This window comes from Rhizobacter sp. P1_G5 (genome assembly GCF_056405435.1).
This window is the reverse complement of the sequence record NZ_JBFUCB010000285.1, coordinates 1-7,395: the sequence shown is the minus strand read 5'-3', so window position 1 is coordinate 7,395 and position 7,395 is coordinate 1. Positions and strand designations below refer to the sequence as shown.

Below are 7,395 nucleotides of genomic sequence, written 5' to 3'. Positions count from 1 at the left end.
GCCCCATAGTCCCCGGACAAGTCAATGCGCCGCCTGAAACTGGACTGCCTTGAAGACCGCGTAGAAGCTTCATGCCCTTGTCATGAACGCTTTCCACAGTGGCGGGCTTTGCACCACCACTCCGGAAGCCGTTCATGAGCATCGACACCTCACGCCGCCAGTTCATCCGCGATGTCGCCCTCGGCACCGTTGCCGTCGGCGGTGGGTTGGGCCTCGCGGGCTGCGGCGGCAGCGATGACGGCCCCTCGGAGGCCGACGCCGGTGCCAGCATCGAGTTCAAGCACGGCGTCGCCAGCGGCGACCCGCTGAGCGACCGCGTGATCCTGTGGACGCGCGCGACACCGTCCGCCGACGCGACGCTGCAGTTGAACTGGGAGCTCGCAAGCGACAGCCAGTTCGCGAGCATCGTCAAGTCGGGCACCGTCGCGACCAGCGCGGCGAAGGACTACACCGCCCAGGTCGACGTCACCGGCCTGGCCGCCAACACCGTCTACCACTACCGCTTCTCGATCGGCAGCCAGCGCTCGGCCACCGGCCGCACGAAGACGCTCCCGGTGGGCAGCGTGTCGCAGGTGCGGCTCGCGGTGTTCTCGTGCTCCAACTACCCGGCCGGCTACTTCAACGTCTATGCCGAGGCCGCCAAGCGGAACGATGTCGACGCCGCGCTGCACCTGGGCGACTACATCTACGAGTACGACAGCACAGGCTATGCGACCGGCGATGCCGCCACGCTGAACCGCATCCCCGACCCGGCCAACGAGACCCTGACGCTCGCCGACTACCGCCGCCGCTACGCGCAGTACCGCACCGATGCCGACCTGCAGGCGCTGCATGCCGCGATGCCGATGATCGCGGTGTGGGACGACCACGAGATCGCCAACGACACCTGGACCGGTGGCGCCGAGAACCACGACCCTGCCACCGAAGGCAGCTTCAGCGTGCGCCGCGCGGCCGCGATCCAGGCTTACCTGGAGTGGATCCCGATCCGCCTGCCCGATGCCAGCAAGCCGGACCAGATCTACCGCTCGTTCGATTTCGGCACGCTGCTGTCGCTGCACATGCTGGACACGCGCCAGGTTGGCCGCGACCAGCAGCTGAGCTATGCGAACTACATCACCGCGTCGGGCTTCGACGCCGCGGGCTTCACCAGCGCGGTCGGCAACCCGGCTCGCCAGCTGATGGGCGCGACGCAGACGACCTGGCTGCAATCGAAGATGCAGGCTTCGGCCGCCACCTGGCAGGTGCTGGGCCAGCAGGTGCTGATGGCGCGCATGAACGTGCCGGCACCGATCGTCACGCAGCAGATCAGCGTCGCGGCCTACGGCGCGATCGCGACGAAGGCGGCCACCGCGCCAGCCACCTTGACGCCGACCGAGCAGGCCATCCTCGCGCAGCCGGCCATCCCGTACAACCTCGACGCCTGGGACGGCTATGCCGCGGCGCGCGAGACGGTGCTGGGCATGGCGCGCGCGCTCGACAAGAACCTGGTCTCGCTGGCCGGCGACACGCACAACGCGTGGGCCAGCGACCTGAAGGACCTGTCGGGCAACGCGGTGGGTGTGGAGTTCGCGACCTCGTCGGTGACTTCGCCCGGCTTCGAGACGATCTTCACGACCGAGGAGCCGACCGCGTTCGCGGCGGCGCTGACGCAGCTGATCGGGCCGCTGCAGTACGCGCAGACCAGCCTGCGCGGCTACATGGTGCTGAACGTGACGCCGACCGAGGCGCGTGCCGACTGGGTGTTCGTCGACACGATCCTCAAGCGCGACTACGTGGCCAGCACCGGGCGCAGCCTGCGCACGCTGCCGGGTAGCGCGAACCGCAAGCTGGTCGACGTCTGATCAGGCGCGCAGCGCGCTGGCTTCCTTGGCCAGCGCGGTGATGCGCCCCCAGTCCTTCGCCTTCACCGCATCCGCCGGCGTCAGCCACGAGCCGCCGCACACCTTGACGTTCGGCAGCGCGAGGAACTGCGGCGCGGTCTCCAGCGTGATGCCGCCGGTCGGGCAGAACACCACGTCGGTGAACGGCCCGGCCAGCGCCTTCAGCATCGGGATGCCGCCGGCCTGCATCGCCGGGAAGAACTTCAGGAAGAAATAGCCGTCGGCATTGGCCTGCATCACCTCGCTGCCGGTGGCGGTGCCGGGCAGCAGCGGCAGGCCGATCTCGCGGCAGGCGCGGCCGATCTCGCTGGTGTAGCCCGGGCTCACGGCAAACCTGCAGCCGGCGTCCAGTGCCGCCTTCGCATCGGCCACGCTGCGCACCGTGCCGGCGCCGAGGATGGCCTCGGGCACCTCTCTCGCGATCGCCTCCATGCACTGCAGCGCCACCGGCGTGCGCAGCGTCACTTCGAGCACCTTGACGCCGCCTTCCACCAGCGCACGGGCCATCGGCACCGCGTCTTCCAGCTGGTTGATGACGATCACCGGGATCACCGGGCCGTGGCCGGCCAGTTCGAGCGTGTTCATGCGGGGTTCTCTGCTTGGAAGTTGAAAGATCGGCTCAAAGCCAGGTGACGGCGCCCTGCTCGGCGCTCAGCACGTTGCGGCGCATGCCGCCGAACAGGTCGCGGCCCAGGTCGTGGGCGTTGTTCTCCTGCTGCTGCGCGTCGATCTGCGCGACCTCGCGGGCCGCCCATTCTGCGTCAGGCACCAGCGCCTGCAGCGTGCCGGCCACCGCATCGAGCCGGATGATGTCGCCGTTGCGCACCTTGCCGAGCGGCCCGTTCGCGAGCACCTCGGGGCTCACGTGGATCGCCGCCGGCACCTTGCCCGACGCACCGCTCATGCGCCCGTCGGTGACCAGCGCCACCTTGAAGCCCTTGCCCTGCGCCACCGCGAGCGGCGGCGTCAGCTTGTGCAGCTCGGGCATGCCGTTCGCACGCGGCCCCTGGAAGCGCACGACCGCGATGAAATCGCGCTCCAGCTCGCCGGCCTTGAAGGCGGCGAGCAACTCTTCCTGGGCATTGAAGACCAGCGCCGGCGCCTCGACGATGTGACGGTCTTCGGGCACCGCCGAGATCTTGATCACCGCACGGCCGAGGTTGCCGGTCAGGAGCTTCAGGCCACCCGACGGGCTGAACGGCGCGGCCGCGGTGCGCACCACGCTGTCGTCACCGCTCTGCGCCGGCAGCGCCGACCAGGTCAGGCGCTCGCCATCACCTTGCGGCTGCGTGCCGTAGGCCGCGATGCCGCCCTCGGCCACCGCAGCGACATCGGCATGCATGTAGCCCGCATCGAGCAGCTCGCGGATCACGAAGCCCGGCCCGCCGGCCGACTGGAACTGGTTCACGTCGGCRCTGCCGTTSGGGTACACGCGCGCCAGCAGCGGCGTCGCATGCGAGAGGTCGGAGAAATCGGTCCAGTCGATCAGGATGCCGGCCGCGCGCGCCACCGCCACCCAGTGGATCAGGTGGTTGGTCGAACCGCCGGTGGCCAGCAGCGCGACCATCGCGTTGACGATCACGCGCTCGTCGACCAGCCGGCCGATCGGCGTGTAGCGGCCGCCGCCGTGCGTGATCGCCAGCGCGGCGCGCACCGCCTCGCGCGTCAGCGCCTCGCGCAGCTGCGCATGCGGGTGCACGAAGGCGGCGCCGGGCACGTGCAGGCCCATCGCCTCGAGCAGCATCTGGTTGCTGTTGGCCGTGCCGTAGAAGGTGCAGGTGCCGGCGCCGTGGTACGCGGCCGATTCGGCCTCGAGCAACTGGTCGCGGCCGACCAGGCCTTKCGCGTACTTTTCGCGCACCTTCGATTTCTCGGTGTTCGACAGGCCGGTGCCCATCGGCCCGGCCGGCACGAACACGCACGGCAGGTGGCCGAAGTGCAGCGCGCCGATCAGCAGCCCCGGCACGATCTTGTCGCACACGCCGAGCAGCAGCGCGGCATCGAACACATCGTGCGTCAGCGCCACCGCGGTGCCCATCGCGATGGTGTCGCGCGAGAACAGGCTCAGCTCCATGCCGGGCAGGCCCTGCGTCACGCCGTCGCACATCGCCGGCACGCCACCCGCCACCTGCACCGTCGCGCCGTGGCGGTGCGCCTCGTTGCGGATGATGTCGGGGAAGCGCTCGTAGGGCTGGTGCGCCGACAGCATGTCGTTGTACGAGGTGACGATGCCCAGGTGCGGCGAGCGCTGCGCCACCACCTTGAACTTGTCGTTGGCCGGCAGCGCGGCAAAGGCATGCGCGACATTGGCGCAGCCCATGCGGTCGGAGCCGCGCTGGCRCATCGCCAGCTTGTCGATGCGCGCCAGGTAGGCGGTGCGCGTCGGGGCGCTGCGCTCGCGGATGCGGTGGGTGACTTCCTGCAGGACTTGTTTCATGGGCGGCACCTCGCGGCCGGGGTCGTAACCAGGCTTTTGAGTATCGCGTAACCAAGTTACATCGTCAATTCAAGATGATTTCAGGATGATCTCGCGATCGGCTCAGCCACCGCCCGGCGCGGCGTGTTGCCGGGCGCGTTCCAGCAAGGCGTTSCACCCCTCGCCCGACGGCTGCCGCTCGCCGATGTCGACCAGCGGGATCAGCGCCGCCAGCGGATTCAACAGCCCGAGCAGCACGCTGGTGCCCACCTTGCGCGCGAGCGGTGCCTTCTCGAGCGAGATCTTCGGGTCGCTGAAGCTGCCCTGCACGCGCAGCGGCGTGCGCAGCGCGAGCGGGCTGAAATCCTTCGGCGTGACGACGGCGCGCAGGTCCATGTTCTCTTCGGCGAGCGACAAGGTGCCGTCGGCCCAGATGGTCGAGTCTCGGGTGTCGATCACCATCGCGCGCGGCCGCAGCACGCCCTTCTTCGCCTGCAGGTCGACGAGCGCGCAGTCGATCGTCAGCAGCTCGTCGCCCTTGGCCAGCACGCCCAGCGCCTGCGCCAGGTCCAACCCGGCCCCTTCGATCGCCAGGTGCGACACCTTGCCCTCGACGATGCGCGTGACCACGGTGCCGTCGAGGCTGCCGAGGATCTCGGCGGTCGAACGGCCCTGCCCCTTCAGCTTCGCCTGGCCGATCAACCGGCCGGTGACGTACGGCGGCTTGTCGGCGGGCCGGCCCTGGTTCAGCCAGCRCTCCAGCCGCACGCCGCTCCAGCGCAGGTCGCTGTCCCACAGCGCGAGCTTCGGCTTGCCGTCGAGCGACACTGCGCCCACCAGGCTGCCATCGGCGGTGCGTGCCACCAGGTCGGTGATCGCGAGCTTGCCGTCGGCGAGTGTCAGGTGCGCACGCAGCGGCTCCAGCGGCAGCGCGAAGATGCGGCCCAGCTCGGCGCGGTCGAAGGCCAGCACCACGTTCGCATCCATCGCGCTCAGCGACGGCAGGTCGAACGCGCGGTTCGGCAGCACACGGTCACCGGGGCGCTTCGGCGGCTTCTGCTCGGGCGCGACGGCGGGTGCCGGCTCGGGCCCGACGCCGATGCTGGGCAGCAGATCGGCCAGCAGCAGCCGCGGCCCGGAGACCCGACCCGACAGCCGTGGCACCTTCGGCCGCCGGTCGTAGGTCAACGCCGCATTCAGCCGGCTGTTGCCGACCGTCGCGTCGTCGACCAGCACGTTCCACACCTCGCCGCGCTTCGCGACACGGCCGTCGATCTCGAACGGCCCGGTGGTCGGCAGCGTGACGCCCAGCGGATCGCCGACCGCCGACAGCGACGGGCCGCTGACGCGCACGCGGCCGGTCATGCCCTCGAGCTTCAGCACGTCGGTCACCGTGCCCTGGAAACGGAATCCGGCACGGCCGGCGTCGATGCGCAATGCCACCGGCACCGGCGGCGCGTCGTCGTCGCTGACCAGCAGCGGCATCACGCCGATCGAGCGCAGGCGGCCTTCGACCGGGAAACCGCCGTAGGTGCCCTTCGCGCGCACGACGAGGCCGGTGAGCGAGCGAGGAGCCGAGGCCGCATCGGCCGGCAGCGGCGCTGCCGTGTCCTGGTCGGCCAGGCGTATTTCAGCGCGGAGGTCGGCCTTCAACGGGGCATCGACGACGGTCAGCTGGCCGTCGGTCACCGACAGCGAGCGCACGCGCGGCAGCCGCGTGCCCTTCTCCTGCTGCGCCTTCGGCTCGCCGAACTGCCACGACGCCATGCCGTCGGCGCGGCGCTCGGCGTGCACGATCAGGCGGTCGGCATGCAGCCGCTTGATGTCCAGCGCATCGCCCCGGTGGGCGCGCCACAGCGCCGCATACGAGACGCGCAGCTGCGCGTTCTCGGCATGCAGGAAGTACGGATCCTTGCTCCACGCGGCGCTGCCGATCTCCAGCATCGGGATGTCGATGCGCAAGCCGCCGAGCAGACGGACGCGGCCGTGGTCAGGCCCGTCGGCGAGCCGGACATCGCGCTTCAGCGTGTCGGCCAGCAGCCGCTGCGCCGGGCCGACGAGGAACGGCCAGCCGAGGGCTTCGCACGCGACGAACGCCACCAGCACGGCGCCGGCGAGGCCGAGCAGGCTCCACGACCACGCACGGCGCCGCGACACGGGATCAATCGCCGATGAGCGAGCGCTGGTGCGAGACCGGCGGGCGCGACGGGTTGCTGACGACCTCGTGGTCGCCGAGGCCGATCGGCCGCCCGGCGACGGCCGAGGCGGCCATCGCGAGCAGGCGGATCATCCGGCTGCTGTTCGCATCCCAGTACTCGGCGATGTCGGTGTCGACGCGCAGCAGCACCAGGTCCGGGTCGTCCTTGCCCTGCGGGAACCACGGCTTCGCCGCGGCGCTCCAGAGCTCGTCGATGCGGGCGCGGTCGTTGATGATCGCGGCCTGGCCGCTGATCGACACGTAGGTCGCGTCGCCTTCAGCGGTGAAGGCCAGGTTGACGCGGTCGAGCTGGTGCACCTTGGCCGAGCGCTCGCTGGTGAAGAACCAGAAGCTGCCGTCGCGATCGACCTCGAGCGCGGCCATCGGGCGGCCGAGCAGCCGGCCATCGGCCGCCTGGGTGGTCAGCATCGCGATGTCGATGCCCTCCACCAGGTCGACGATCTTCTTCAGGTTCTCGTGACGTTGCGGATGGATCTTCATGGCGCGGCCCCTGCTTGAACGGATTCGTTCGAGCTTAGGCTGCCGCAGTGGCAGCCCCTATCGGCGAGGGCCGCCACGGCATGTGCGCGATGTCCTACCCGAGCATCTATTGCAGGCGCAACTCGACGCGGCGCGCCGCCTTCGGGTCGCCGTCGCCGGTGGTCACGGCCGGCTTGCTGAGCTGCAGGTGGTCGGCGGTGACGCCGTTCGCCTCCAGCGCATGCTGCACGCGCTGGGCCCGGCGCTTCGCCAGGTCGGCATTCGCGGCCGCATCGCCGCTCGCGTCGTGGAAGCCGGAGATCAGCACGGTGCCGCCGCTCGAGCGGGCCGCCTCGGCCACGCGGTTCAGCACGTCGATGGCATCGGCCGGCAGGCTGTCCTGGCCGACCTCGAAGTAGATG

6 protein-coding genes are annotated in these 7,395 nt (G+C 70.3%); 1 reads left to right on the top strand and 5 read right to left on the bottom strand.

What is annotated here, in order from left to right; translation table 11 throughout:
* The first annotated feature begins 134 nt into the window (after window positions 1-134).
* Complete coding sequence (locus AC1D12_RS19075) at window positions 135-1,841, top strand: alkaline phosphatase D family protein (RefSeq protein ID WP_477842226.1); 1,707 nt, start codon at window positions 135-137, stop codon at window positions 1,839-1,841.
* Here the strand turns inward: AC1D12_RS19075 and eda are convergent, their stop codons facing one another.
* The 5 genes from eda to AC1D12_RS19050 form a co-directional block, all read right to left on the bottom strand.
* Window positions 1,842-2,465 carry a bifunctional 4-hydroxy-2-oxoglutarate aldolase/2-dehydro-3-deoxy-phosphogluconate aldolase gene (gene eda / locus AC1D12_RS19070; RefSeq protein ID WP_465111824.1) on the bottom strand — a complete coding sequence of 208 codons (624 nt, stop codon included), beginning with the start codon at window positions 2,463-2,465 and terminating at the stop codon, window positions 1,842-1,844. It lies immediately after the preceding gene.
* 34 nt (window positions 2,466-2,499) lie between these two features.
* On the bottom strand, window positions 2,500-4,317 hold the full coding sequence (gene edd / locus AC1D12_RS19065) for a phosphogluconate dehydratase (RefSeq protein ID WP_477842224.1): 1,818 nt from the start codon (window positions 4,315-4,317) through the stop codon (window positions 2,500-2,502).
* A 102-nt stretch (window positions 4,318-4,419) separates the two neighbouring features.
* Window positions 4,420-6,453 (bottom strand): AsmA family protein, encoded by a 2,034-nt coding sequence (locus AC1D12_RS19060; RefSeq protein ID WP_477842222.1) that lies wholly within the window; start codon window positions 6,451-6,453, stop codon window positions 4,420-4,422.
* 4 nt (window positions 6,454-6,457) lie between these two features.
* A complete protein-coding gene (locus AC1D12_RS19055; RefSeq protein ID WP_477842220.1) occupies window positions 6,458-6,994 on the bottom strand; it encodes a pyridoxamine 5'-phosphate oxidase family protein in 537 nt (178 codons plus the stop codon).
* Between the two features lie 106 nt (window positions 6,995-7,100).
* The coding region (locus tag AC1D12_RS19050; RefSeq protein ID WP_477842218.1) for an OmpA family protein at window positions 7,101-7,395 on the bottom strand (295 nt) is incomplete at its 5' end.

What these genes read in the sequence shown, in the direction of transcription:
- AC1D12_RS19075 (WP_477842226.1), top strand. Translation starts at nt 135, where the DNA reads ATGAGCATCGACACCTCACGCCGCCAGTTCATCCGCGATGTCGCCCTC.
- eda (WP_465111824.1), bottom strand. Translation starts at nt 2,465, where the DNA reads ATGAACACGCTCGAACTGGCCGGCCACGGCCCGGTGATCCCGGTGATC.
- AC1D12_RS19055 (WP_477842220.1), bottom strand. Translation starts at nt 6,994, where the DNA reads ATGAAGATCCATCCGCAACGTCACGAGAACCTGAAGAAGATCGTCGAC.